Annotated in this window: 21 protein-coding genes and 2 tRNA genes; 11 read left to right on the top strand and 12 right to left on the bottom strand. The window is 35.7% G+C overall.

All coding sequences use genetic code 11. The annotated features are described in order from the left end of the window. Positions 1-265 precede the first annotated feature (265 nt). The 3 genes from Q0874_RS14460 (at position 266) to Q0874_RS14450 (ending at position 2,370) form a co-directional block, all read left to right on the top strand. On the top strand, positions 266-1,363 hold the full coding sequence (locus Q0874_RS14460; RefSeq protein ID WP_299164221.1) for a hypothetical protein: 1,098 nt from the start codon (positions 266-268) through the stop codon (positions 1,361-1,363). 64 nt (positions 1,364-1,427) lie between these two features. After that, on the top strand, positions 1,428-1,814 hold the full coding sequence (locus tag Q0874_RS14455; RefSeq protein ID WP_299164219.1) for a hypothetical protein: 387 nt from the start codon (positions 1,428-1,430) through the stop codon (positions 1,812-1,814). Positions 1,815-1,941: 127 nt separating this feature from the next. Beyond that, positions 1,942-2,370 (top strand): hypothetical protein, encoded by a 429-nt coding sequence (locus tag Q0874_RS14450; RefSeq protein WP_299164217.1) that lies wholly within the window; start codon positions 1,942-1,944, stop codon positions 2,368-2,370. Between the two features lie 262 nt (positions 2,371-2,632). Here the strand turns inward: Q0874_RS14450 and Q0874_RS14445 are convergent, their stop codons facing one another. The 4 genes from Q0874_RS14445 to mutS form a co-directional block, all read right to left on the bottom strand. After that, positions 2,633-3,718: an AbiH family protein gene (locus tag Q0874_RS14445; RefSeq protein ID WP_299164215.1), complete on the bottom strand. Its 1,086-nt coding sequence runs from the start codon at positions 3,716-3,718 to the stop codon at positions 2,633-2,635. 363 nt (positions 3,719-4,081) lie between these two features. Then, positions 4,082-4,165, bottom strand: a tRNA-Leu gene (locus tag Q0874_RS14440). A 55-nt stretch (positions 4,166-4,220) separates the two neighbouring features. Beyond that, a tRNA-Gly gene (locus Q0874_RS14435) sits at positions 4,221-4,293 on the bottom strand. 264 nt (positions 4,294-4,557) lie between these two features. Continuing rightward, positions 4,558-7,140, bottom strand: a complete 2,583-nt coding sequence (gene mutS, locus Q0874_RS14430; protein ID WP_299164214.1) for a DNA mismatch repair protein MutS — start codon at positions 7,138-7,140, stop codon at positions 4,558-4,560. Positions 7,141-7,373: 233 nt separating this feature from the next. Between mutS and Q0874_RS14425 the strand changes: the two genes are divergently transcribed. Continuing rightward, positions 7,374-7,916: an RNA methyltransferase gene (locus tag Q0874_RS14425; protein WP_299164212.1), complete on the top strand. Its 543-nt coding sequence runs from the start codon at positions 7,374-7,376 to the stop codon at positions 7,914-7,916. A 208-nt stretch (positions 7,917-8,124) separates the two neighbouring features. On the opposite strand, the gene folK is transcribed toward Q0874_RS14425, so the two are convergent. After that, on the bottom strand, positions 8,125-9,264 hold the full coding sequence (gene folK / locus Q0874_RS14420) for a 2-amino-4-hydroxy-6-hydroxymethyldihydropteridine diphosphokinase (RefSeq protein ID WP_299164211.1): 1,140 nt from the start codon (positions 9,262-9,264) through the stop codon (positions 8,125-8,127). Positions 9,265-9,435: 171 nt separating this feature from the next. Here folK and sppA point away from each other — a divergent pair, with 171 nt between their 5' ends. The 3 genes from sppA (at position 9,436) to Q0874_RS14405 (ending at position 14,793) form a co-directional block, all read left to right on the top strand. Then, positions 9,436-11,193, top strand: coding sequence for a signal peptide peptidase SppA (sppA, locus tag Q0874_RS14415; protein ID WP_299164210.1), 1,758 nt, complete (start codon positions 9,436-9,438; stop codon positions 11,191-11,193). 4 nt (positions 11,194-11,197) lie between these two features. Beyond that, on the top strand, positions 11,198-11,908 hold the full coding sequence (locus Q0874_RS14410) for a queuosine precursor transporter (RefSeq protein WP_299164209.1): 711 nt from the start codon (positions 11,198-11,200) through the stop codon (positions 11,906-11,908). Positions 11,909-12,039: 131 nt separating this feature from the next. Then, entirely contained in the window at positions 12,040-14,793 is a 2,754-nt protein-coding gene (locus tag Q0874_RS14405; RefSeq protein WP_299164208.1) for an AsmA-like C-terminal region-containing protein, read from the top strand. Here the strand turns inward: Q0874_RS14405 and Q0874_RS14400 are convergent. Then, on the bottom strand, positions 14,786-15,580 hold the full coding sequence (locus Q0874_RS14400) for a DUF2797 domain-containing protein (protein WP_299164206.1): 795 nt from the start codon (positions 15,578-15,580) through the stop codon (positions 14,786-14,788). The genes Q0874_RS14405 and Q0874_RS14400 overlap by 8 nt on opposite strands. Before the next feature lie 79 nt (positions 15,581-15,659). Between Q0874_RS14400 and Q0874_RS14395 the strand changes: the two genes are divergently transcribed. Next, positions 15,660-17,174, top strand: a complete 1,515-nt coding sequence (locus tag Q0874_RS14395) for a GH3 auxin-responsive promoter family protein (protein ID WP_299164205.1) — start codon at positions 15,660-15,662, stop codon at positions 17,172-17,174. A 160-nt stretch (positions 17,175-17,334) separates the two neighbouring features. Further along, positions 17,335-17,901: a hypothetical protein gene (locus Q0874_RS14390; protein ID WP_299164203.1), complete on the top strand. Its 567-nt coding sequence runs from the start codon at positions 17,335-17,337 to the stop codon at positions 17,899-17,901. Here the strand turns inward: Q0874_RS14390 and clpX are convergent. The 6 genes from clpX to Q0874_RS14360 form a co-directional block, all read right to left on the bottom strand. Then, the gene (clpX, locus tag Q0874_RS14385; protein WP_299164201.1) at positions 17,876-19,111 is read right to left on the bottom strand and encodes an ATP-dependent Clp protease ATP-binding subunit ClpX; all 1,236 of its coding nucleotides are present in this window, start codon (positions 19,109-19,111) and stop codon (positions 17,876-17,878) included. The genes Q0874_RS14390 and clpX overlap by 26 nt on opposite strands. A gap of 96 nt (positions 19,112-19,207) precedes the next feature. Further along, positions 19,208-19,888: an ATP-dependent Clp endopeptidase proteolytic subunit ClpP gene (clpP, locus tag Q0874_RS14380; protein WP_299164200.1), complete on the bottom strand. Its 681-nt coding sequence runs from the start codon at positions 19,886-19,888 to the stop codon at positions 19,208-19,210. 84 nt (positions 19,889-19,972) lie between these two features. Further along, complete coding sequence (tig, locus tag Q0874_RS14375) at positions 19,973-21,295, bottom strand: trigger factor (protein ID WP_299164199.1); 1,323 nt, start codon at positions 21,293-21,295, stop codon at positions 19,973-19,975. Between the two features lie 95 nt (positions 21,296-21,390). Beyond that, the gene (locus tag Q0874_RS14370) at positions 21,391-21,741 is read right to left on the bottom strand and encodes a phage holin family protein (RefSeq protein WP_299164198.1); all 351 of its coding nucleotides are present in this window, start codon (positions 21,739-21,741) and stop codon (positions 21,391-21,393) included. A gap of 136 nt (positions 21,742-21,877) precedes the next feature. Further along, entirely contained in the window at positions 21,878-22,648 is a 771-nt protein-coding gene (locus Q0874_RS14365) for an alpha/beta fold hydrolase (protein ID WP_299164197.1), read from the bottom strand. Further along, entirely contained in the window at positions 22,648-23,361 is a 714-nt protein-coding gene (locus Q0874_RS14360; protein ID WP_299164196.1) for a pyridoxine 5'-phosphate synthase, read from the bottom strand. The genes Q0874_RS14365 and Q0874_RS14360 overlap by 1 nt, the downstream gene beginning before the upstream one ends. A gap of 93 nt (positions 23,362-23,454) precedes the next feature. Here Q0874_RS14360 and Q0874_RS14355 point away from each other — a divergent pair, with 93 nt between their 5' ends. After that, entirely contained in the window at positions 23,455-24,111 is a 657-nt protein-coding gene (locus Q0874_RS14355; RefSeq protein ID WP_299164194.1) for a CBS domain-containing protein, read from the top strand. A gap of 87 nt (positions 24,112-24,198) precedes the next feature. Then, entirely contained in the window at positions 24,199-25,080 is an 882-nt protein-coding gene (locus Q0874_RS14350; protein ID WP_299164193.1) for an NAD kinase, read from the top strand. Positions 25,081-25,153: the final 73 nt, after the last annotated feature.

Below are 25,153 nucleotides of genomic sequence, written 5' to 3'. Positions count from 1 at the left end.
TGTAAAATTTTTCTGTAATGAGGGTTCAAAAAGGAAAAACGCTGAAAGGAAACACATGATATTAATATAAATGTGTTAGCAATATTTTATATAATTATTACTAATCAATATCAAAATGCAATTATTTTATTTCAAACAGGTATAATTTGCTAAAAGAGAGTCAAAAAAAACAAACAGAATACGAAATCCTTTTGATAATATAGTTTTAATTAATATTTATATTATCATGGGGTTACTTGATTTTCAAAAGCAAAAAATAATTCAAATGGACAGAAAAATTAGAAATGCGTCTATGAACGTAGTGCAAAGTTTCGATCAAACAACTTATTCAGGAACTGCTTCAGATTATATTAAAGAAATAATTATTCCCTCATTGCCAAAAGTAGATGATATTATTTCGTTTACTGAATCGTTGTACAGCTACTTGAATGATGTAAATAAAGTCCGTTATATCAGAAAGTTTAAATCTTACCCCCATCGTGGAAATATTTATAACGAATGGGATAGAACCTTTACCGTCACAGATAATGAGCCTGCTCTATGGTTTTATATGGAATGTTTTGAGGAGAAAATCAGTGATTTCTCTTCTTATGAGGAGAACAAGTCTTTTCCAATTGCATTTGCACTTAAATCTGAAGAAAAAAAGTATTCCAATGATCATTTTAGATATGGGAAAAATTCTCGAGAAAATTTATTTTCTTCTTCTGGTTTAAAGCACTGTCACATTCTTGAGTGCGCACCCCGTGGCGAATCACTTGAAGAATTATCGATAGATTCAAGAATGATAAGATTATTATCTCCAATGAATCATTTTCCCTTTCCTTCACCTAGGAAATATGAAATGAGTTCAGATTTTGGAGAAGATTATATATTCCTAAATCTGGTTAAAAAAATTCTTTACCAAGAGTATTATAAAACATCGATTCAGAAAGAGAAGTTTATTGAGTTTCTTGAAGCAGCAGGGAATAAGATTAAGATAATAAACATAGGGCAAGACATGTTAATTAAATTTTCGTCAAAACTATCAAATCAGCGATTAGTTGTAAAGAAAGTCAAGACGACTAAACAACCAACAACATCAGTTGAGTTTGGTAGCAGTAATAATGATCATAGATCAATTGCTAGTACAATTCTTTCCCATTATAAGATTTCAGAGAAAGATTATGGAAAGGGATTGGTCATAAGAGTTAAGTTCAAACGGGGTAAGTATCAATCTTCAATATTTGAGTATGATCATGATTATACTTATGAAAAAGTTATTGATCATTTAAAAACATTGTCGTGTTGGGAAAAATACAGTAGCTATTATAATACTTCAAATATTCCAGGTTTTGCTAAAAAATATGTCAAGAATATTGAGTAATTGTACAAACAGAATACGAACGAAAATTGATAATTTAATTATTAAATAACCTAACTTGATGATCATGGGACTATTTGATTTTCTTAATCCAGAAAAAAGAAGGACACAAAAAACAATGAGGATTTTAAAGAATTTGTTGGAATCAAGATTTCCAAAAGGAGACAAGGACATTAATGCAGCCGCTAATGAACTACTGTACATTCTGAATAACAGAATTAGCCTAGATGAAGCACAGGAAATAGTAAGATTATCTACTGGAATTAGCCGTATCTCAAGGGATTTTACAAAAGAAAGGCTTAGGCGACATCTTGCGGGATATTGTCTTCATCACTTTACAGATTCTCAAGTCAAAGAATTTCATCGTTATCTTAATGTCTTAAATGACGCAATGATGATCCATGGAAGATCACCATCAGAAATTAGACGTATGGGAGATCTTTATGTATGGTGATTTTTATATTAAAACAATTATCGGGAAATGACCTTTTAGGAATACTTAACGCTTTCTGTTAAGGTGTAGTTTTGTTTAAATGTTAAAAATTCTATCTTTAATAACTTGGGTCATAGATTCAAACATCATGCAAAAAATAAAACTTTTTAATAGCAACAACCAAAGACTATGGTCTATATCTGAAAACTTTGAACATACTCCAAAAAATATTGCAATGGTTATCCTCAAAAGCAAAATGAGTGAACTTGACCGCCCATTTAACGATAGAGGCAAAGTTGATTATATTAATGACTGGGTAAAGGGTTACGCTTATCAATTTGGTGTTAAAAGCATACTTCGAGTAGGAAATATCTGTGATTTAATAGCATTTTCTCTCGTTCATAATGATTCACTTCAAATTTTGGGAGAGAACGATAACGAGGTTGACACTGTGTATAAAAAACAAGTTTATGATTGGATAGAAAAAATACTACAAGACAGTCTTAAAAAGATAAAATCAGAAGCCCTAGGGGAGATTTCAAAATTTAGGGACAAGTATGAGAAACCTCCCCACTGAGTTGTAAAACTTGTCCATCTAATGAAACAGTAGATTGATTATTGAAGATAATTATTAAAACGTATTACGCTAACTATTTAAAAGTATTATCCTTAAAAACATACTTAAATCACTAGGATTCCTTTAGCAATCCACTAGGTTTTTTAGCCTTAATTCCTATAAGTTTAAAAAAGTATATTCAAATGTTAAAATGGATGGTTTGTGCGGTTTTCAACATAATATATAAGCGAAAATTGTTCTTGAATTAATTAAATATGAATGGCTACTTTTTTATGAAATCAGGACAATACTTTTTTTGTGCTACTTTGTCTCTCATCTCTTGATTTAATTCAAAATGTCTTGAAATCGCTGCTATTTTGTCGAAATAATCGCTAGTTCCATCCATTTTTTGATATATGAAAGGTTTTATAAATATGCAATGGGAATGTTCAAATATACTTTTAAGTAAGACTCTATCTGAAATACCACAGGAATGTCCAACCACTAATACATCGAAATGCTTTATATCAATAAAATTCATTAAGCGTTGGTAGTTCTGTGATTCCAAATATTTAAAAGACTTGATGTTTTTTAGACATTCATTTATATTTAAGTTTTCGAGTTCCAAATAACTTTGAATAGTTTCATCGCCATATCCAAATATTATTGGCCCATCAGGTTTTTCTATGTTTCCATGTATATTTATTAATTCTGCTTCTATACGTTGCTTTTTAAAGAGTAACATCAAGGGAGTAAGCGTAGAGGTATAATTGAAGTTTAAAATTAAAAGATTTTCTAATTTAGTTGTTTCAATTTTTTCTAATCTCTTGCTACGAACCTCAGAAGTTTCAAATGGGGCTTTTAGTTTTTGCCATTTAATAGGAAAGATCGACGAATCTATTTCTTTTTGAATCTGGATCAAATATTCGATAAGGAAGATTCTTATCTGTTTCAAACTTCGATTTAGATTCTTCACATTAACCATATCAACATCCTGATCGGTCTTTACTTTTTTAACTGAATAGTTACATAGCAAATCATAATATGTTTGTTCTATATCTACCCAATTTTCTTGCCCATTATTGATACACTTATCAAGAAGTGGCGAGACGCTACTCCTTGAATGTTTTGTATCTACTTCGAGTATTTGTTTAAGACAATTTTTTAAATCGGTTTGGTCAAATTCTTCTTTGGGGAATGGACCATTATTATCTGTTAGGCGAATAAGGTTGTCATCATAAGGTTTCGGCATATAACGGATTCCCGGAATCACTTTTAAATGCAAGTACCACATTAAAAACGATTTATAGGATGATTTTAGTCCAAGAGACAAATCATATCCATTGCCAATGATTACCACCCTATTCATAATATTGTTTTATAATGCTTATTGAGATCTGAGTGTTAGAATAGAATCATAAAAAGTAATAGGTTGACCTTTGATTTATTGACTCAGACTTATATAAGATGACTAAAGGTAAATAAAACAACCTAATTCACCTTAAAGAAATATTTTGGACTAAATATGGGCTTTTATTCAAAGGAAGAAAACGAAACCTATTAACATTTAATTGGTTACGTTTCTATTAAGTGACCTCGACAGGATTCAAAACTATAATCTCTTGAGACTTAATCAAGGGGGTATTTTTTAATAATTATAGATTTGTTGTCTAATAGTTGGCTAGATAGAAATTAAAAACCCTCTAAATCAAATGATTAAGAGGGTTAAAAGTACTCGAGGCGGGACTTGAACCCGCACGGCCTAATGGCCATTGGATTTTAAGTCCAACGTGTCTACCAATTCCACCACTCGAGCCTAACTACCTTGGTAGCGGCTGCCTAAACACGGGCAGCACGTGGAGCTTTCTTTGAGCGAAAAACGGGATTCGAACCCGCGACCTCCACCTTGGCAAGGTGGCGCTCTACCAACTGAGCTATTTTCGCGTTTTTAGAAAATAGGCTTTAAAAGATCGAGTGCTAATTACTAAGGCAATGTGGCGCTCATCTCCCGATAACTATCGGGAAGCTATTTTCGCGTTTTTTAAAGAACGTCGCATCCCAAAAATGGACGCGGACGCAAATTTAATACAATTCTATAAAAAGCAAAGAACTTTTATTTAAAAAGAATCAGGTTAATGACCATTTGGGATGAATTTATTTTAAACCGGAAATTGGTAGTTCAGGAATGGACTTATAAGCACGTTTAAATCAGGAAGAGGCTTTTTTATTTTTGTTGAGCATCCGCTTAATTTCATTAAGCTTCATCAAAGCTTCAACGGGGGTTAAAGTATTGATATCTAAATGCAATAGTTCTTCCTTAATTCGCTCCAGTAAGGGATCATCGAGGTTAAAAAAACTGAGTTGCATTTCATTTTGTACCGCTTGTAAATTATCGGTGAGCTCTTCACTACTATGGGATTTCTCCAGTTTTTTTAAGATCTTTTCGGCTTTGTGGATAACCTGCTGCGGCATCCCTGCCATTTTAGCCACATAGATACCAAAACTGTGTGCGCTTCCCCCCGGTACAAGTTTTCTTAAAAACAAGACCGTGTCCTTAAGCTCTTTAACAGCTACATTATAATTCTTTATCCGCTCAAAGGTCGCGGCCATTTCATTCAGTTCATGATAGTGGGTCGCAAATAAGGTTTTGGCCCTGGCCGGATGTTCATGCAGGTATTCGGAAATAGCCCACGCAATAGAAATACCGTCATAGGTGCTGGTACCCCTGCCAATTTCATCTAGTAGTATCAAACTCCTTTCAGAAAGATTGTTGAGAATGGATGCTGTTTCATTCATTTCAACCATAAAGGTAGATTCACCCAGAGAAATATTATCACTGGCACCAACCCGTGTAAAAATCTTGTCAACATAGCCTATCTGAGCTGCTTCGGCAGGAACAAAACTTCCCATTTGTGCCAGCAAAACAATAAGTGCAGTTTGTCTTAATATAGCCGATTTACCACTCATATTTGGCCCGGTAATCATAATAATTTGCTGTGATTCCCTGTTTAAAACAACATCATTGGGAATATATGATTCGCCTAAAGGGAGTTGCTTTTCTATTACAGGATGCCGGCCATTTTTAATAGATATTTCCGTACTGTCATTTAAAGATGGAGCCACATAGTTATTTTCCATGGCTAATTGCGTAAAACCACAAAGGCAATCGAGTTTAGCAATCTGATAAGCATTTTTTTGTACAGGTAAAATATATTCCTGCAGCCATACAATCAATTGGGAGAACAATTGCTGTTCAAGGCTTAAAATACGTTCCTCAGCCCCCAATATCTTGGATTCGTATTCCTTAAGTTCTTCTGTAATATAGCGTTCTGCGTTTACCAGGGTTTGCTTGCGTATCCATTCTTCAGGCACCTTATCCTTATGTGTATTACGCACTTCAATATAATATCCAAAAACATTGTTAGAAGCAATTTTCAGAGAAGTAATCCCGGTTCGTTGTGTTTCTCTTTTCAGCATCTGATCAAGATGGTCCTTTCCGGTAAAAGCTAAAGCCTTTAGTTCATCCAGTTCTTCAGAATATCCTTTTGCAATAACATTACCTTTAAGAACATTAACAGGGGCATCTTCCTGTAACAGCTTTTTTATTTTTTCACGCACGAGACCACAGGTATCTAACTGATCACCTATTTGGCTTAATGATTTGTTTTTACTTTGTGTTATTAATTGCTTAATAGGAACAATAGCTTCCAAAGAATTTTTTAGCTGTACCGTTTCCCTGGGGTTTACTTTTCCGGTCGCAACTTTGGAAATCAGCCGTTCAAGATCAGCAATATGTTTAATCCCATATTGCAGTTTTTGCAGTGAACCTTCATTCTCAAGGAGATAAGAAATTACCTCATGCCTGCTTCTTATTTTTTCAATATTTTTAAGGGGAAGTGCCAGCCAGCGCTTTAACATCCTGCCTCCCATTGGAGAAATCGTCTTATCAATAACATCTATTAGAGTGACAGCGTTTTCATTATGTGAAGTGTACAATTCCAGGTTATTAATGGTAAACCTGTCCATCCATATATATTCTTCTTCTGCTACTCTTTGTATCTTACTGATATGCTTCAATTGACTGTGCCGGGTATCAGATAGATAATGCATAATGACTCCTGAGGCAATTATACCATACTTCAGCTGAGCTACGCCAAAACCTTTTAAAGTAGCTGTTTTAAAATGGTTGGTAAGCGTTTCAAAAGCGTAATCTTCCTGAAAAATCCAGTCTTCCATAAAGAAGGTATGGAAACGCGTTCCAAAAGCTTCTGTAAAATCTGTCTTGTGCGTTTTGGAAACCAGCACTTCATTGGGAGAGAAATTTTGCAGCAATTTGTCTATTTGTTCCAGATTACCTTCTGCAGTGAGGAATTCACCCGTAGAGATATCAAGAAAGGAAACACCATGAATATTTTTTCCAAAATGGACCGCACAGAGAAAATTATTGGATTTAGCACTTAGAATATCATCGTTTAATGCTACTCCCGGGGTAACCAACTCGGTAACCCCGCGTTTAACTATGGTCTTGGTTAATTTAGGATCTTCTAATTGATCACAAATGGCAACCCGCTGCCCTGCCTTAACCAGTTTAGGGAGATAGGTGTTAAGGGAATGATGCGGAAAACCTGCCAGTTCTGTCTTTTCACCCCCATTGTTTCTATGTGTAAGCACGATCCCTAAAATTCCTGCTGCTTTTACTGCATCCGCTCCAAAAGTTTCGTAAAAATCGCCCACCCTGAATAGCAGAAGTGCATCAGGATATTTGGTCTTGATGGTATTGTACTGCCTCATCAGAGGCGTTTCTTTCTTTATTTTATCGGAATTGGCCAAAGTAGTTTATTCTCCTATTTTTGTGAACTGGAGAGTAAACGAAAATACTATTTTTCCCAGGGATTGTCACACCTTGTTGATATTTTCGGATAACTTAGTTTAGCTTAGTTTAAAGAAGAGCTTTATCGATAGATTTAACTCACCAAAAGCAAAAATTAAATCAAAAATAAGCATTAGGAAATCTCAGTCAGTTTATGCGAAAACTAAAAAACAGTGAATTAGACCGCTTGGACATTGATCAGTTCAAAAGCGCTTCAAAAACACCCCTGGTTCTTATTTTGGACAACATTAGGAGTTTAAACAATATTGGCTCAGTCTTCAGAACCGCAGATGCTTTCCGGATTGAAAAGATTTATTTATGTGGTATAACTGCTGTTCCTCCACACAAGGATATTCACAAAACAGCTTTGGGAGCTACTGAGAGTGTGGCCTGGGAGTATAAAAAGAACACTGTAGATTTAATTGCTGAACTTCAGAAAGACTATTTGTGCCTGGCGGTAGAACAAACAGAAAATGCCACTCCTCTTAATCACTTTATTCCTAAAACTTCAACCAAATACGCTCTGGTTTTTGGCAATGAAGTAAAAGGGGTTTCACAGGAAGTAGTGGATAGTTGTCAGGGTGTTTTAGAAATACCTCAGTTTGGAACTAAGCATTCTTTAAATATATCTGTAAGTGTCGGGGTAGTTGTATGGGACCTTTGGTCCAAACTTCAGCTTCTTTCAAAAAAGAAATAAATTTCATTGGGTATTTCGGCTTGTAACTGCCTGAAAATAAAAACCCTGACAAAAATGTCAGGGTTTTGGATATATAGTTTGAGTTAGTTAGTTTCTCATAAATTGTGGTGCAATAAAGTAATTCCCTTTCAACTATGCAAGAAAATTGCCAAATATATGTTAAAAAAATTATTGCCTTCTACTTAAAATTCGGTCTCAAATAAAGGCCTTAATCTTTAAGTACCTGCTCCAGAATTTTATCTAGTATTAATTCGTAATCTGCTTTATTATCCACAAAATCCAGATCAGCGATATCGATTATCAAACTTTGGCGATGCGGAAAACCCTTTAAAAAATCAAAATAACCCCGATTAATTTTCTCCAGATATTCTCTATTTATTCCTTGCTCATAATCACGTCCCCTTTTTTTAATATTTTCTAACAAGCGGTCGGTACTTTGGTAAAGGAAGATATAGATATCAGGTTTTTTTACTTCTTTGTACATAAAATTGAACATTTTACGATAGAGCTTAAATTCTTCTTTTTGAAGGGTTATTTGGGCAAAAATCAGCGATTTGTAGATATCATAATCACTTACCATAAAATTCTTAAAAAGATCAAGCTGGGTGGTGTCATCTGTAAATTGCTGGTATCTGTCTGCCAAAAAAGACATTTCCAATGGAAAGGCATATCTGCTTTGATCATTGTAGAACTTGGGCAAAAACGGATTATCCGCAAAACGTTCCAATACGAGTTTGGCATTATGATCGCCAGCTATTTTCTTGGCCAGGGTGGTCTTTCCTGCACCAATATTACCTTCAATTGCCACCAAATGAAGTTGAGATAGGAGTAACTCCCTGCTGGCATATAATTTATAATTGGTTTGAATTAAGTTATCCCTGTCCCTACATTCCTGCAATAAATTTCTGGTATCCTTGCCTAATACGGGGTGATAGAATTGGGGTGCAATATCTGCCAGGGGTTTCAGGACAAATCGTCTCAAATGCATTTGAGGATGCGGTACGGTAAGCTCATCTGTTTTAATTATTTCGGAACCATAATACAACAGATCTATATCAATATTTCTGGATTGATAGCCCTCTTCCGTAACCCGTTTCCTGCCCATTTCCTGCTCAACTTTCAGGATAATATGTAAAACTTCCACAGCTGTGCATTGAGTTTCGAGAGACAAACATGCATTCATAAAGTCCTCTCCTTCAAATCCCCAGGAAGGACTCTTATAAACTCCGGATATTTGAAGAATAATTCCCAGCTCTTTTTTTAAAAGGAGGACGGCCCGCTGCAAATTGAAAAGTTTGTTTCCAAGGTTGCTTCCAAGCGAAAGATATATAGTTTTAGCTTCCTTCATATTGTGTAAACAAAGGTAAGCCAGATGATAAATAAATTACAATAAAGGCACTCTATTTATTAAATGCTAATTACTTCTTTTACTTAAGTTGAATTATGATTACCTAAAAAATAACTTAATTACATCATCCTAAGTTTGGTTATCTTTGGTATCTATAAATTATAGAATTGTATGAAATTTTTAAGAAACCTCCTTGCCGCAATCGTCGGCACTTTGATAGCATTTGGTATCATGTTCTTCATGTTCGTCTTTTTTGTAAGTCTTGTTAATACTGAAGAAACCGTAAGCGTTAAGAAGAATTCCGTTTTGGAATTACAAATGAAATACCCCATCAATGACTATACGGGGAATAGTGAAGGGGATCCTTTTGACATTCTTTTTGATAAGTCGCAGGGCTTGGATCAAATTCTTCACGCAATAAAAGTGGCCAAAGAGGATGATAATATTAAGGGGATCAGCATTAATAATAATTATATTACTGCTGGAATTTCCACAACTCAGGCCATAAGGAAAGCCTTGTCTGATTTTAAGGAAAGTGGAAAATTTATATATGCCTACGGGGATTATTATCTTCAAAAAGATTACTATCTGGCCAGTGTTGCAGATAGTGTTTTTCTAAACCCGGTTGGTGCAATGGATTTTAAAGGACTTTCTGCAGAAGTCTTATATTTTAAGGAATTGCAGGAAAAGACGGGAGTTAAGATGGAAGTAATAAGGCATGGTAAATACAAGAGTGCGGTTGAGCCTTTTTTATCCAATGAAATGAGTGAGGCCAACAGAACTCAAATCAAGGAACTTATGGGCTCAATTTGGGGTTCAATTGTTTCTGAAATTGCAGTGGATAGATCAATTACTGAGGAAAACATAAATATTATAGCAGATACTCTGGGGGGCAGAAAACCAGAATATGCTAAAGCTTCTGGATTGCTAGATGACATAGTTTATTTCGACGAATATGAAAATCGTTTAAAACGGGCCTTAGGTATTGGCAAGGAGGATAAACTCAATTCTATCTCACTGGAAGATTATACAAAGATTTCCCGCAAAAAGAAATTGCACAATGGCAAAGATAAAATAGCGGTCATTTTTGCACAGGGGAATATACTCTATGGAGAAGGAGGCCCAAATGTTATTGGGCAGGGAATCATAAATAAGGCTATTATTAAAGCCAGAGATGATAAATCGGTCAAGGCAATTGTTATGCGCGTAAATTCTCCAGGAGGGAGCCCACTTGTATCAGACATTATTTGGCGCGAAATTGAGAAGGCAAAGGAGAAAAAACCAGTAGTCGTATCAATGGGAGATGTTGCAGCCTCAGGAGGTTACTATATTTCGACAGGCGCTGATAAAATATTTGCTGAACCCACCACCATTACCGGATCTATTGGGGTCTTTGGAACCATTCCAAATATTAGTGAACTGGCAGGAAATATCGGAATTAATGCGGAACAGGTGGGAACCAATAAGAATTCTGTTGATTATTCTTTGTTTGAACCTATGACTGATGAATTTAGAGGTTTTGTAAAAGAAGGGATAGAAACCATTTACCAGACTTTTCTAAGTAAAGTATCTGAGGGTCGGAATATAACAATCGCCCAGGCAGATAGTCTTGCCCAGGGGAGAGTTTGGAGTGGCACCGAAGCCAAAAAATTAGGACTGGTAGATGAATTGGGAGGTCTTGAAGATGCAATAGAAGCGGCAGCCTTACTGGCCAATGTGGATTCTTACTCCATTAAAAAATATCCGAAGTATAAAACTAGTTTGGAAAGATTTATGGAAGATTTTGGAGGTGCAAGTATTCTTAATAAAGAACATTTGATCCGGGAAGAAATTGGTGCTGAAGCTTACCGTGTTTTAAAGGAAGTCAAATCGGTAATGGAGCAAAAAGGAATTCAGGCGCGCTTGCCGTTTACCTTAACCATTAAATAGCTTAATGACTCCCAAAAGCAGAAAAGAAGCATATCGTATTTATATATACCTGGGGGCACTTTTTATTACTTCCCTGGTGGTTTCCAATTTAATTTTCCAAAAATTCTTTTTTTGGTACCCTTTTGGAGATGTAACTGTTTTTGGAGCACCTTTATTTGAAATTTCTGTTGGGGTACTACCTTATCCTATCACCTTTTTAATAACGGACCTTATATCAGAAATATATGGAAGAAAAAAAGCGAATCAGATTGTTACGACTGGTATTTTTGCTTCCTTTTTTTCCATGGGAATCATCCTGGTTTCCAATTTGGTTCCGGCAATTTCTTCCTCACCCGTGGGGGATGAAGTTTTTAGTAATGTTTTCGCATTGTCCCCCTTAGCTGTTCTGGCTTCAATGCTGGCCTATCTATGTGCACAGTATGTGGACATTGCTATCTATCATTTTTGGAAACGTTTAACTAAAGGTAAATATTTATGGCTTCGTAACAATTTTTCTACTTTCTTATCGCAGATTATTGACACCACAACTGTGGTGGGACTTCTTTGCATCTTTGGGGTAATTCCCTGGAAGATGTTTCAGGGGTTGATAATTAGTGGTGTTATTTTTAAGATTTTTATCGCTTTTCTGGACACCCCTTTTCTTTATTTGTTCGTATATATCTTCCGAAAGCGATTTAATCTGGCCGTGGGTGAAGAAATAGACCTTGATACCTAGTACAGATTAGTTGTATTGAATCTAAAGTTTGTCCTGTTGATTGACCTGCTTTTTTATTTTTTATCTTTTCGACAAAAGGTATACTAATACTCGCTTTTTTAAGTTTTAATCGGACTGAGCTCCAATATATTATGAAAAAGAAAATTTTAAAAATTACCGGCCTGTTTCTGTTACTCGTACTAGGTATCCTGATCGCTGTGCCTTTTTTCCTCGAGGCTAAGATTGGCGACCTGATTAAAAACAATGTTAATAAGAACATTAACGCGACTTTGGATTTTTCCGAAGTTAACCTGAGTCTGCTGCGGAGCTTTCCCAAGGCCGAACTAAGAATTCAGGATTTGTATTTGTTAACCAAAGATCCGTTTGAAGGTGACACCCTCTTTAAGTCGAAATCTATCTCTTTAGAAATGGGCATTAAAGAACTATTAAAAGGGGCCGGGGAACCAATAACAATAAATACCCTGATTCTTGACAAAGCAGTTTTAAAGCTCAAAACAGATAAGCAGCAAAATGCAAATTATGAGATCGCCAAAGAGGGGGGGGGAAAGTCTGAAATTGATACAGAAGCCGGTGGTTTTACTTTTAGTCTTGAGTCTTTTCAGTTGATGAATTCTGGAATAATCTATGAAGATTTAAGTTCAGGAGTACTCCTGGAGATGACAGACATTGAACATACAGGCAAAGGAGATCTTTCTTTGGAATTGAGTGAATTAGAAACACAAACCAGTGCTCTTGTATCATTTGAATTAGACAGTACCCGCTATCTGGATAACACAAAGGTTAACCTGGATGCGTTAATAGGCGTTGATCTTAAAACGAATACCTATTCCTTTTTAAAGAACGAGGGCTTTATAAACCAACTTCCTCTGGTGTTTGAGGGATTTGTCAGGAATTTTGAAGAAAAACAGGAAGTGGCCATTAAATTTAAAACTCCCTCATCTGAGTTTGATAATTTTTTAGCAGTTATTCCTGAAATTTATTCCCAAAATATAAAGGATGTCCAAACCACAGGAATTTTCAATATAGCCGGAGAGCTAGCCGGTACTATAGATGATGAACATATCCCGGAATTTAATATTCAGATTGATGCCAGGGACGCTTCCATGAAATATCCTGATTTGCCAAAGGCCATAAAGAACATCAATATGGATCTTAGTATTAAAAATACTTCAGGTCTTGCTGAGGATACTTATATTGATATTACGAAGGCATCCTTCGCAATTGAAAATGATCGTTTTGAATTAAGCTCAAAGCTTACAGAATTATTAGGCAATACCAAAGTTCGTTCGCATTTAGTATGCAATATGAATCTTGCTAATATTTCTAAGGCATACCCCATGCCCGAGGCGGTAGATTTAAAAGGTCTGCTCAATGCCGATATAAATACCTCATTTGATATGGAATCCATTGAAAAAAAGAGGTATGAAAATACAGTGCTAAACGGTCATTTAAAGGTAAATGAACTAAGATACAATTCTAATAATTTATCTGGTCCTCTTACAATTCATGAGGCAAGTATGGAATTTTCCCCGGCAAGGGTCCTACTCAACAATATGAATGGACAGCTTGGAAAAACGGATTTTAAAATTGACGGAATCATTAAAAACCTGCTGGGTTTTTTGTTTAACGATGAGAAAGTGACAGGTAGTTTTAAAATGAATTCTGACATTTTTGATTTGGGCGATTTTATGTCACAGGAAGATGTTGCGAAATCGGGAAGTGATAAATCCGAATTAAGGCAGGAAAGCACTGAGCTTAAAACAGAAAAAATACAAATCCCGGCATTCCTTGATTGCACTATTGATGCCAGGGCAAATTCGGTTGTTTATGACAACCTAATTTTGAGAAATGTAAAAGGGCAATTAAAAATTGTTGATCAACAGGCAATCCTTTCCAATTTCCAATCGTCCTTATACAATGGAACCCTTAATTTAAATGGGTATACAAGTACAAAAGGCGAAATACCCAGTTTTTCAATGGAACTGGATATGGGCAGTTTAAATTTAGAAGAGACCTTTAAATCTGTGGAGCTTTTTAGGGTATTGGCTCCTATGGCCGCTGCTCTGGAAGGGAAACTTAATTCCGTTATAAAAATATCTGGAAACCTGAAGGATGATTTTACTCCGGATCTAAAAACAATTTCCGGGAATGTACTTGCTGAAGCATTGGCAGTGAAATTGAATCCTGAAAACGCTAAAATTTTAAACAGCTTAAATTCCCAGCTAAATTTTATTGAAGCGGACAAATTTAATTTAAAGACCTTGAAAACTGCTCTTTCATTCAAAGATGGGATTGTAAATGTTAAACCATTTACGATAAAATATGAGGACATTGCCATTACCGTCGATGGTAGCCATTCATTTGATAAAAAGTTGAATTATAATTTAAATTTTGAGGTCCCCCGAAAGTACTTGGGTAAACAGGTTAATTCACTTATTGCACAGATTGATGAAAACGAACTGGATAATTTAACGCTCCCGGTAAAGGCAACTGTTGGGGGCTTTTATGACGCACCGGAAATAAATACAGACCTAACTACAGGAATAAAGGACCTAACTTCAAGATTAATAGCTGTGCAAAAGCAAAAATTGATTAATAAGGGTACTGAGAAAGCAGGAGAATTACTTGGAGGCCTTTTATCGGCAAATGAGACTAAAAAAGATTCTTTGAGTGATAAGAGCGCAGAAAATGTAAAATTAAATGATGTCTTGGGTGATGTGCTGTCGAACAATACAAAAAACAAAGATACAACCACCACTACTAAGGACTCGTTGGCAAAAGAAGATCCCCTGACTACAACGGCAAAAGGGATTTTAGGTGGAATTTTGGGTGGAAAGAAAAAAAATTCAAATAATTCAAAGAAACAGGAGGATACAATTAACTGACACCGAGAGAAACATACAAACCTTCATTACCTCTAATATTGAACACCGTATTATCCTCAAAAATTAAATATTGTCCCTTTATTCCTTTTAAGACACCCTTAAACTCTCTGGTTTTTTCGAGATTAAGGCTTTTCACTTTTACCGGATATTGCAGAACTGGAAACTCCATATGGGTTTCCTGATTGTTTTCAATATAATATGTAGCAGCTTCTTCGGGGATGTATTTACTTAACTTATTTCGCCATTGAATTAAATCTACGTCTTCAATTGTATTAGTTAGCATTTTACGCCAATTGGTTTTATCGCTGACATGTTCTTTTAAGGCCAGTTCTGTTATACCGGCCAAATAACGATTGGGAACCTCAACAATTTCGATGGCTTCATGTGCACCCTGATCGATCCATCTTGTAGGGATCTGCGATTTCCGTGTAACACCCACCTTAACATTACTGGAATTTGCCAGGTAAACAATATGAGGTTGTAATTGCACTTTTTTTTCATATTCCAAATCCCGGTCTTCTTTGTTTAAATGTGCCACACTAAGTTCTGGTCTCATTATCCAGTCACCCGCGGCAGGAGTTTCAAAAAAACAATTTTGACAATAACCTTGCCTGAAAATTGGCCTGTCTTCATTACAATTCAGGCACTGGTATTTTATAAAATTGAACTGCATTTCTTTGTCCAATACCTGATTGACATTTAAAAAGTCGTCATTAAATATCAAATAATACTGAATGGGTTGCCCCATTTCAGATTGCATCTTACGCAATACACCCTCGTAACCCATGAATGGCGATTTTTATTAAAAATTCATTTGAAAATACTAACTTTAGCAGTTAGGTTTAAACCGCTAAAGATACCCAAAAATGCCAATACCTTTATTTAATTCCATTGCTTCATGGCTTTTAAAAAAGCGCTATCACCAGATAGAACTTTTTCTGAAGTACCCTGGTGAAGTACAGGAGGAAGTATTGTTTCAATTACTGGGAATAGCTGAAGATACAAAGATTGGCAGGGAGCATGAATTTGATTCAATTACAAGCTATAAGACTTTTGCTGAACGTATTCCTATTGTTACCTATGAAGAAATAGAACCTTTAATAGAGCGCACCAGAAGAGGAGAACAAAACATCTTTTGGCCAACTACCATAAAGTGGTTTGCAAAAAGTAGCGGGACAACAAATGCTAAAAGTAAATTTATTCCCGTAAGTGCTGAGGCATTAGAAGATTGCCATTATAAATCAGGAAAGGATTTATTATGCCTCTATTTAAACAATAATGAAAATTCTCAGTTATTTGCAGGTAAAAGTCTTCGCTTAGGAGGTAGCAAGGAGTTATACGAAGATAACGGTACATTTTTTGGGGATCTTTCGGCCATTTTAATAGATAATATGCCATTTTGGGCAGAATTGAGCAGTACACCAAGCAGTAGGGTCTCTCTTATGAGTGAATGGGAAACTAAAATGGATGCTATTATAAAGGAAAGCATACATGAAAATGTCACTAGTTTGGCTGGTGTTCCATCCTGGATGTTAGTTCTGTTAAATCAAGTATTGGAAAAAACAGGTAAGCAGGACTTGTTTGAAATATGGGAAAACCTTGAAGTATATTTCCACGGCGGAGTGAGTTTTAATCCATATCTGGAACAATACCATAATCTACTCCCAAAGAAGAGTTTTAATTATTATGAGATTTACAATGCGTCTGAAGGGTTTTTTGCCATTCAGGACAGGAATAATGCAGATGATTTATTATTAATGCTTGATTATGGGATTTTTTATGAGTTCATTCCTATGGAAACTTATGGAAGCCTGGATCAAAAAGTAATTCCATTATGGGAGGTGGAGGTTCATAAGAATTATGCCATTATAATTACTACCAATTCCGGACTTTGGCGTTATAAAATAGGGGATACTGTTCGTTTTACTTCTACCAATCCTTACAGGATAAAGATTACAGGAAGGACCAAACACCATATTAACGCTTTTGGAGAAGAACTCATTATAGAAAATGCCGAAGAGGCTCTTAGAAGTAGTTGTCAAAAAACCGGCGCGGAAATAATGGATTATACGGCAGCTCCCATTTTTATGTCACGTAATGAAAAAGGAGCGCATGAATGGATTATTGAATTCAGAAAGGCTCCTGAGGAAATTGAATATTTTACAGAAGTATTGGATAATGCCCTTAAATCTATAAATTCTGATTATGAGGCCAAGAGATATAACAGCATGACTTTAAAAATGCCCAAAGTTCATATGGCCAGAAAAAACCTTTTCTACGACTGGTTAAAGTCTAAAGGAAAATTAGGTGGCCAACATAAGATCCCCCGATTGTCTAATGACAGGGTCTATGTAGACGAATTGCTCGAAATGAATAAATAGGAATTACACATAAACCTACCTGTTCTCACTTTAGACTATTGTTTATAATGCTGGTATATCGATGAAATGCATCCAGTGAACAAAAAAATAGTGGAAATGGACAAATAATGATGATTTTGCCACTCTAAACTTAACCAGCTTATTAATTAACTTTATTCTTATGGCAGAACGATTGGTTGTTTTATCCGACATGTGGGGCGCTAAAAAGGGCATATGGATTACTTCGTATCTTGGCTATTTGCAACAATATTTTGATATTGTTTTTTATGATATTCGTCAACTTTCCGATATAAATCCTAAAAGTGATACAGTTGAACATGTCTGCGAAGCGCTTAATAATGGAGGCATGAGAACGGCATTGGCTCAGCTTCTAAGGAAAGAAAGTGAAGAAAGCCATTACCTCACTTTTTGTGCAGGTGGCACTATTGCCTGGAATGCCGGTTTATCTGGGTTGCCAATAAAATCTTTAACGGCAATCTCTCCAATGAATATTCATTTACTAAAAGAACAACCAGACTGTAAGATCAATTTACTTTATGGGGAATATCACGAGGATAAGCCAACACCGGAGTGGTTGTCAGAAATGGATGTGAATATGGAGATTATGCCTAAATTCGGCAGAGAATTATATAGCGACGACAAAGTAATCCAAAAAGTATGTATGGATTTGTTGGATGCCTTATTAAAAAATACGATGAGTTTTAAGAAACGGCCTTTAGTTTCTTAATAGTTTCATAAGATAATTTATTCTCTGCATAAGGTTTAGTTACCTTAAATTCTGTTTCATCGCTGCTGGGCATTTCAAACATTGCATCTGTAAAAACAGCTTCGCATAAGGATCTTAATCCTCTTGCTCCTAACTTATATTCAATGGCCTTTTCCACGAGGTAATCCAATGCCTGTTCAGTAATCTTAAAACTAATGCCATCCATGGCAAATAATTTTTCATACTGTTTAATAATGGCATTTTTGGGTTCTGTTAATATAGCTCTTAATGTTTTTTCATCCAGAGGATTCATATGCGTTAGCACAGGTAACCTTCCAATTATTTCAGGAATAAGCCCAAATTCTTTTAAATCTCTTGGTATTATATATTGAAGTACATTGGTATTATCCAAACTTTCTTCTTTTTTTGCAGCGCTATAGCCAATGGCCTGCATATTCAATCGTTTGGTTATAATCCGCTCTATTCCATCAAAAGCGCCACCTGCGATGAAAAGAATATTTTCAGTATTCACTTCTATAAATTTTTGATCGGGATGTTTTCTCCCACCTTTTGGTGGTACATTTACCATGGTTCCCTCCAATAATTTCAGTAATCCTTGTTGTACACCTTCTCCGGAAACGTCACGTGTAATAGAAGGATTATCACTCTTACGAGCTATTTTATCAAGCTCATCAATAAAAACAATACCTCTCTCGGCCTTTTCTAAATTGTAATCTGCTGCCTGCAAAAGCCGTGTTAGGATACTTTCCACATCTTCGCCTACATATCCGGCCTCCGTTAATACGGTAGCATCCACGATGGCTAGTGGTACATTAAGCATTCTGGCAATAGTTTTAGCCATCAATGTTTTGCCCGTCCCGGTTTGGCCCACCATGACAATATTACTTTTCTGTATCTCTATATCGTCATCTTTGGAATGAGGTTGCAATAGCCTTTTATAGTGATTATAGACCGCCACTGATAATACCCTCTTTGTGCGTTCCTGACCAATGACATATGTATCGAGGAAATCTTTTATCTCTATAGGTTTTTTTAAGATAAGTTCTGAAGACAGATCATCATTCTTAGATTGCTTGGATTCTTCTGCTACTATGCCATGTGCCTGTTCTATACATCTATCACAAATATGAGCGTCCAAACCTGCAATCAAAAGATTGGTCTCAGGTTTTTTTCTTCCACAAAAAGAACATTCCAGATTTTCCTTAGCCATAACTTTAACTAGATTTCTAAACAATAACGAAACAAAAGCAATTTTGGTTCATTAAAATAACCCCATAATACTTTAAATATGGGTATTTCGTCGAAATTAATCCTTATCCCTTTCTAAAATTTCGTCAATCATACCATAATCTTTCGCTTCTTGAGCTTTCATCCAATAATCCCGATCGCTATCTTCATATACTTTATCAAATTTTTGACCAGAGTGTTTAGATATAATTTGGTATAATTCATCCTTAATTTTAAGGACTTCAATAGCAGCAATCTCTATGTCACTTGCCTGCCCCTGGGCTCCGGACATCGGTTGGTGAATCATTACCCGTGAATGTGTCAAACCACTGCGTTTGCCTTTTTCTCCGGCGCATAGAAGAACTGCAGCCATGGAAGCGGCCATTCCTGTGCAAATAGTAGCCACATCCGGTTTAATAAATTGCATGGTATCATAGATGCCCAGGCCTGCATAAACACTACCTCCCGGAGAGTTAATATAAATCTGGATATCTTTTGATGAATCTGCACTGGCCAGAAAAAGTAATTGCGCCTGCACAATATTGGCTACCTGGTCATTAATTCCTGTTCCTAGAAAAATGATACGGTCCATCATAAGTCGCGAGAAAACGTCCATTGCAATGGCGTTCAATTGCCTTTCCTCAATAATGTTTGGGGTCATGTTAACCGGATACATACTACTAATAATACGCTCATAGTACATGCTGTTGATGCCTTGGTCCTTAATGGCATAATTTTGAAATTCTTTTCCGAAATCCATATTTATAATGATATTTTTTTAAAAAAAAAGGTGCCGAAATTACTGCTTTCGGCACCGTAAAGATACTTAATTTATTTTTTAATTTTACCCGTAAACCTCTTTCACGAAATTATCATAAGTAACCTCTTTTTTCTTCAAATTCGCCTTTTCCTTATAAAGGGCAAGAAGTTTTTGACTCATTAGCTGTTCAGATAGTCTTTTTACTTCTTCCTGATTGCCCAAAACTCTGGATGCAATATTGTCCAGTTCTTCTTCTTGTGGATTTAACTGCCCGTATTGTGCCATCTGAGATTTAATAAAACCTTTGGCAAACTCTTTCAATTCATCAAATTGGATTTCAATACCGTTATCCTTAATGATTTTGCCTTCAATTAATTGATAGCGAAGTCCTTTTTCAGACTTTTCATATTCATCATTGGCCTCTTCTTCGGATAGGGATTTTTCCCCTGTGGTCTGAATCCATTTTTTAAGGAATCCGGCTGGAAGATCAAATTTTATAGTTTCAATAAGCCGTTCTGTAACATCATTCAATAATTTCTGATCTGCCTGTTGTTCAAATTGTTTCTCTGAATCTTCTTTAATTCTTTCTCTGAGATCTTTTTCTGAAGTAATAGCATCTTTGCCAAAAAGTTTATCGAACAATTCCTGATCTAAATTCGCAGACTCCCTCTCATTGATTTCCTCTATAGTAAAACTTACTTCTATATTTAGTTTTTCTACCTTTTCCCTTTGAATTCCTAAAGCTCCTGATAATAAATAGTCTTCTTTAAATAGGCCTTTGGTTTTCAAAATTACTGTATCACCTGCTTTTTTTCCCAGAAGACTGTCTATGGCCTTTTTACTTTTCACTTTAGACATTTCAAGGTTGGACTTATGATCTATTTCCTCTTCTTCATTTCTAAAAACACCTGTAAGTTCGTCGTTCTTCCCAGCTTCAGATTTACTAATCAGTTTGCCGTATTGTTTTCTAATACGCTCAACCTGTTCATCTATCATCTTCTTATCAGCTACAATTTTATAATGAATAACCGGTTTTTTTGTCTTTAGAGTTACTTCAAAATTAGGAGCAAGGCCCAATTCAAATTCAAAAGAAAAATCTTCTGCCTCCCAATTAAAATTATCCTGTTGTTTTGGAAGGGGATTTCCAAGGACATCTAATTTTTCTTCGGTGAGATATTTATTAAGGTTATCCTGTAAAAGTTTATTTACTTCGTCAACCAAAACGGCTTTACCGTACTGTTTCTTGATTAATCCCATGGGAACCTGACCTTTCCTGAACCCCGGAATATTTGCCTGTTTTTTATAATCCTTAAGAATTTTATCTACCTTGTCACTATAGTCTTCTTTCGATATAGCTACTTTTACAATGGCATTTAACTCGTCTATCTGCTCTTTCTGAATATTCATTGATATCTCTTATTTGCTTTCTAAAATGGGATGCAAAAATAAGATATTTTATGAACTGGGACAAGTTTTTAAATAGCTGATTATCAAATCTTGAATCAGGAAATTTTATCCTCTTTTAAAAAGGAGAAAAAGAGAGATTCAAGGAAGGTTAACAGAAGACTGAACAACAACGCCCACCAAATAGTATCTACGGTAAACCCGGAGACAAACCTGTCTGCCAGCAATATAATCAGGGCGTTAATAATAAGTAAGAATAAGCCCAATGTTAGTATGGTAATAGGCAAAGTAAGTATTATCAAAATAGGTTTAACAATAAAATTTAAAAGGCCTAATACAATGGCCACTATGATCGCCGTAGTATAGGAATCTACTCCAACACCAGGCAGGATATTTGCCAGTATGACTACTGCCAGGGCACTTAATAAAATTCGAATAATAAGTTTCATTTGATTAGGTCTTTAGCATTAATAAAAAGAGTGTCAAAGTCAATTGGTATCCTTAAAAGTAGTTATTTTTTTTAATATTTATTATTAGGGCCCGCAGAACCCATAGGGTCAAGTCTATGCAGGTTAGCCCCTTTTTTTAAGCATTCAGAAAAACCATAGATTTTTCAATAAACTGTTGCGGGTTTTCGGCATGTAACCAATGCCCTGCATCATCGATTGTTTCAAGCTCGGCTTTCGGAAAATGACGCTTAATTTCAAACAGGTCTTCAGTAGTAATGTACTCTGATCTGCTGCCTCTTAAAAATAAGGTCGGGCCGGCAAAGGACTCTGTATGGCCAAGGGGTTCCCCAATTTCTTCCATTTTTTGTGCCAGGACGTCAAGGTTAAAACGAAAGGCTAATTTTCCTTTTTCCTTCCAATAAAGGTTTTTTAATAAAAACTGCCTTATTCCCCAATCATGAATGTGTTTTGCAAGAAGAAAATCGGCCTGACTTCGAGAGGGAATTTCGTCCATTCGTAGGGTTGTTAAGGCATCAATAATATATTGATGATGAGGAGGATAAAATTTTGGAGCAATGTCGGCAACTATTAGTTTATCAACTGAATCCTGATACTTACAAGCAAAGGTCATTGCCGTTTTACCACCCATAGAATGCCCCAGGATACAAGCACTTGAAAACTTATAATAGTTAAAATAGTGGTATAAATCCTCAGCAAGAATCGTATAATTAAACTCTTCTGACCAGAAGCTCTTACCATGATTTCGTTGATCTATAAGATGAACTTCATAGCCATGTTGTGCATATTGGGTACCCAGCGTTTTCCAATTATCCGACATTCCCAAAAAGCCGTGAAGGATCATTAAAGGTTTACCTTCACCTATGATGTTTGAATGAAGTAATGACATTAGCGTAATTTGTGTAAATACATATTTATAACGTTTTCCAATCCCAGATATAACGACTCACAAATTAGGGCATGCCCAATAGATACTTCAAGCAGATTGGGGATATTATCTTTAAAATACTTAATATTATTGAGACTTAAATCATGTCCGGCATTAATACCCAGACCTAGTTCATGGGCAGCATTAGCGGCATCAATGAAAGGTTGAATCCCAAGTTTGTTGCCTGCTTCATAGCTCTTTGCATACTCTTCGGTATAGAGCTCAATTCTGTCGGTACCAGTTTTGGCAGCACCGGTAATCATACTTATTTCGGGGTCAACAAATATGGAAGTTCGAATATTTTTTTCTTTAAAAATTCCAATAACTTCCTTTAGAAAGTCTTTATGAGTTATAGTGTCCCAGCCGGCATTAGAGGTAATAGCGTTAACTGAGTCGGGAACCAGAGTGACCTGAGCGGGTTGAACTTCGAGGACCAAATCAATAAACTTATCAATTGGATTCCCCTCGATATTCAATTCAGTAGTTACTACCTTCTTGAGCTTACGAGCATCCTCATATTTTATATGTCTTTCGTCTGGTCGCGGATGAATAGTGATTCCTTGCGCACCAAAATCTTCTATATCGGCAACTACTTTTAAGAGATTTGGAACATTTCCACCTCGTGAATTTCTTAGAGTAGCTATTTTGTTAACATTAACACTTAGTTTTGTCATTTTGCGATATTTATATTTTCCAGGGCTCAAAAATACAAATTAGGCATACCTTTTGATGTTTAAAATTAGTATTTTGCGTAAGATTTTAAGCCCATGCAGATTCAATCCCATATAATTGATACAATTCCAGTTTTTAATTTGGAAGGAACGCTTAATGAGGTTATTCATTTTTTTAAGCATACCACCTATTCACATGTGGCTATAGTTGAGGATAATATTTTTTTAGGGGTCTTATCGGAAAATGATCTTGAAACCTTTGAGAGCGAGAAAAAAATTGAAGACTACAAATATAATCTTGAGTCCTTTTTTGCATTAAAAAGTACTTCATGGCTCGATGTCCTTGAACAATTTGCAAGAAATGAATGTAATTTGTTACCGGTGCTGGATGACGAAAAACAGGTAATAGGTTATTATGACCTTAATGATATTGTTGGTGTTTTTATAGATACGCCATTCTTTACAGAACCGGGGGGAATGCTCGTAGTAGCAAAAGGTATAAAAGACTATTCTTTCAGTGAAATATCTCAGATAGTTGAAAGTAATAATACCAAGTTACTCGGAGCATTTATTACTGATATTCGAAATGATATTATTCAGATTACAATAAAAATTAGTACCGGTAATTTTAGTGAAGTGGTCCAAACCTTCCGGCGATACAATTACAATATTCTCTTTGGTAACAAGGATGATCAGTTTATTGAGAATTTAAAGGAAAGATCAGATTATCTCGACAAATACCTTAATGTTTAAATTCTATGCGGGGAAGTGTTCTGAAGAAAAAGATTTTACCCCCATTGGCGTAACTAATTGTAGGCTAATTTCGTAAACCATCCTAATATGAAAATTGCAATATATGGTCAGAGCTACGAGAGCGAGGCCTTAGATTATGTTTTGGAGTTACTGGATGAATGTAAAAATGTTGGCGCTGAAGTATATATTGAATCGGATTTTTATACTCAATTATCCGTTTCAAGACAAATTGAAAATTACAGGACTTTTGATCGCAAAACTGGTTTGGATCCGACTTTTGAAATGTTCGTGAGCTTTGGAGGGGATGGAACTATTTTAAGAGCTATTACGTATATCCGCGATTTGGGAATTCCTATAGTTGGAGTAAATACAGGAAGACTTGGTTTTTTATCCACTTTAAAAAAAGAAGAAGTCAGAAGAGTGGTTACCGAATTTGTTTCCGGGGCTTATTCCATAGTCGAGCGCAGTTTGGTCGAAGTAACTGCCGATTTTGATATTCCTGAATTCAGGGATATGAATTACGCGTTGAACGAAGTATCTGTAAGCAGGAAGGATACTACTTCAATGATAACTGTGGAAACACATCTTAATAATGAATATTTAACCTCTTATTGGGCAGATGGCCTTATAGTAGCAACACCAACAGGATCTACTGGCTATTCTTTGAGTTGTGGAGGCCCCGTTATAATGCCGGGAGTACAATCTCTTGTAATTACCCCAATTGCCCCCCATAACTTAAATGCAAGACCCCTGGTTATCTCAGACGACACCATCATTAGATTAAAAGTATCGGGGCGCGAGGTAAATCATCTTGTTTCATTAGATTCCCGAATCGCTACCATCGAAAATGGTAAAGAAATAATCGTTAAAAAGGCTCCATTTACTATAAAAATGATTGCCTATACTTCCGAGAGCTTTTTGGAAACCATAAGAAACAAATTGCTGTGGGGCCAGGATAAGCGGAATTAGATACTTCCTTAAAACAATAAAAAACGGCAAATACTGTTTATCAAAAGTAAATAGGGGTATAAGATAATAGTTG

The sequence above is a fragment of the uncultured Eudoraea sp. genome (genome assembly GCF_947490415.1).
Classification (GTDB): domain Bacteria; phylum Bacteroidota; class Bacteroidia; order Flavobacteriales; family Flavobacteriaceae; genus Eudoraea.
This window is presented reverse-complemented; position numbering and strand designations above follow the sequence as displayed.